The sequence below is a fragment of the uncultured Streptococcus sp. genome, from assembly GCF_938036805.1.
In the GTDB taxonomy this organism is placed as follows: Bacteria; Bacillota; Bacilli; order Lactobacillales; family Streptococcaceae; genus Streptococcus.
Map to the genome: position 1 here is coordinate 1 of NZ_CALHWC010000171.1, position 2,671 is coordinate 2,671.

Sequence of the window (2,671 nt, forward strand, 5' to 3'; positions counted from 1 at the left end):
TTGGTGAAAAATGAAGGCTATGCGGATGTTGCCTATGAGGAAACGCCTGAGTTGATTGAGCAGGAGAGACAGGAAGCGATTAGAAGCCGTCTCAACCTTATCAATCTATCAACCAGTCTAAAAGAGGCTAGTTTGGCCAAAGTGGATTTAGACGATATTGGTCGTTACAAGGCTTTTGAGCTCTTGACCAGTTTTGTTGCGGATTTTCCGCATTATCAGAAGGCTGTCTATCTCTACGGAGATTTCGGCGTGGGAAAGAGCTACATGATGGCTGCTCTGGCGCATGATTTGTCAGAAAAACGTAGTGTCTCAACGACTCTGCTTCACTATCCGAGCTTTGTTTTGGATGTGAAGAATGCGATTAGTTCTGGCTTGGTTAAGGACAAGATTGACCAGGTCAAGATAGCTCAAGTGCTGATTTTGGACGATATCGGTGCAGAGCAGTCTAGTCCCTGGATGCGGGATGAGATTTTGCAGGTTATCCTCCAGCACCGTATGCAGGAAAATCTGCCAACCTTCTTTACTTCCAACTTTAGTTTTGCGGATTTGGAGCGTCACTTTGCTAATTCTAAGAATGGCGATGAGACCTGGCAAGCCAAGCGGGTTATGGAGCGGATTAAGTTTTTGGCTCAAGAAGTGCATCTAGAAGGAGAGAACCGTCGATGAATGAAACAATTAACTTGATGAAGGCTCATACGTCTGTTCGGCGCTTTACGGAAGAGCAGATTTCAGATGAAGAACTACGCGCCATTATCGATGCTGGACGTGCTGCTTCCAGCTGGAAAAACTTCCAGTCCTATTCGATCATTGTGGTGCGAAGCAAAGAGAAAAAAGAAGCCCTCTTTGACCTGGTTCCCCAAGAAGCCATTCGGCAATCTTCAGCTTTCCTGCTTTTTGTTGGCGACCTCAATCGAGCTGAAAAGGGAGCTGCACTACACACAGAAGATTTTTATCCTGAGGGAACCGAAAATATTCTCATTAGCTCGGTAGATGCTGCTTTGGCGGGGCAAAATACCCTCTTAGCAGCTGAAAGTCTGGATTATGGCGGCGTTATTATTGGTTTAGTTCGCTATGAAGCTTCAAAAATTGCCCAGCTCTTTAATCTGCCAGACTATACTTATCCAGTTTTTGGTATGGCTTTAGGAAAACCCAATCAAAACCATGCTGTCAAACCACGTCTGCCTTATGAAGCGGTGGTCTTTGAGGAAGAATACTGTGAGCAACTCAGCTCAGTCATTGAGGCCTATGACCGTGTGCAGGCTGAGTATGCTGGTGAGCGAGCACAGGATACTTGGAGCCAGCGTTTGGCAGCCCAATTTGGTCAGGAGCCGAATCAAGCGATTGCCCAGCTGTTCAAAGAAAAGAAATTAGAAAAATAAGGCGGAGCTCAGCTCTGTCTCAAAGAATGAAAGAGGAAAAACATGGCTTTACCAACTATTGCCATTGTCGGCCGTCCTAATGTCGGCAAATCAACGCTTTTTAATCGGATTGCGGGAGAGCGGATTTCCATTGTCGAAGACGTGGAAGGGGTTACCCGAGACCGAATCTATGCGACGGCAGATTGGCTGAATCGTAAGTTCAGTATCATTGATACGGGCGGAATTGACGATGTTGATGCACCTTTTATGGAGCAAATCAAGCATCAAGCTGAGATTGCTATGGACGAGGCCGATGTCATCGTTTTTGTCGTGTCTGGCAAGGAAGGAATTACTGATGCGGACGAGTATGTCGCTCGGATGCTTTATAAGACTCACAAGCCGATTATTTTAGCGGTTAATAAAGTAGATAATCCCGAAATGCGCAATGAAATCTATGATTTCTATGCGCTGGGTTTGGGCGATCCGTTCCCAGTATCTTCTGTCCATGGGATTGGTACAGGGGATGTTTTGGATGCGATCGTTGAAAATCTTCCACATGAGGAAGTGGTTGAAAATCCTGATATGATTAAGTTTAGCTTGATTGGCCGTCCCAATGTCGGCAAGTCTAGCTTGATCAATGCCATCTTGGGTGAGGATCGGGTCATTGCCAGTCCAGTGGCTGGTACCACGCGCGATGCGATTGATACGGTCTTTACGGATAGTGAAGGTCAGGAATTTACCATGATCGACACGGCTGGTATGCGCAAGTCAGGCAAGGTCTATGAAAATACAGAGAAATACTCTGTCATGCGGGCTATGCGGGCCATTGACCGCTCAGATGTCGTTCTGATGGTGCTTAATGCTGAAGAAGGAATTCGTGAGTACGACAAGCGAATTGCTGGCTTCGCCCATGAAGCAGGAAAAGGAATGATCATTGTTGTTAATAAGTGGGATACACTGGAAAAAGACAATCATACCATGAAAGACTGGGAAGAGGATATCCGCGACCAGTTCCAGTACTTGTCTTATGCCCCGATTATCTTTGTCTCTGCCCTGACCAAGCAGCGTCTCCATAAGCTGCCGGACATGATTAAGCAAATCAGTCAGAGTCAGAATACCCGTATTCCATCAGCGGTACTCAATGATGTTATCATGGATGCCATCGCGATTAATCCGACACCGACTGACAAGGGCAAACGTCTTAAGATTTTCTATGCGACTCAGGTTGCGACTAAACCGCCGACCTTTGTCATCTTTGTCAACGAAGAAGAGCTCATGCACTTTTCTTACCTGCGTTTCTTGGAAAATCAAAT

Annotated in this window: 3 protein-coding genes; all 3 read left to right on the forward strand. The window is 46.1% G+C overall.

What is annotated here, in order from left to right; all coding sequences use genetic code 11:
- Nucleotides 1–666: primosomal protein DnaI (gene dnaI, locus Q0191_RS07020; protein ID WP_297665086.1), on the forward strand; the 666-nt coding region annotated here is incomplete at its 5' end.
- Nucleotides 663–1,379 carry a nitroreductase family protein gene (locus Q0191_RS07025; protein ID WP_297665088.1) on the forward strand — a complete coding sequence of 239 codons (717 nt, stop codon included), beginning with the start codon at nucleotides 663–665 and terminating at the stop codon, nucleotides 1,377–1,379. The genes dnaI and Q0191_RS07025, both read left to right, overlap by 4 nt.
- A 42-nt stretch (nucleotides 1,380–1,421) precedes the next feature.
- Nucleotides 1,422–2,671: ribosome biogenesis GTPase Der (der, locus tag Q0191_RS07030; RefSeq protein ID WP_297665090.1), on the forward strand; the 1,250-nt coding region annotated here is incomplete at its 3' end.

Coding starts and splice junctions, on each gene's coding strand:
- Q0191_RS07025 (WP_297665088.1), top strand. CDS start 663: ATGAATGAAACAATTAACTTGATGAAGGCTCATACGTCTGTTCGGCGC.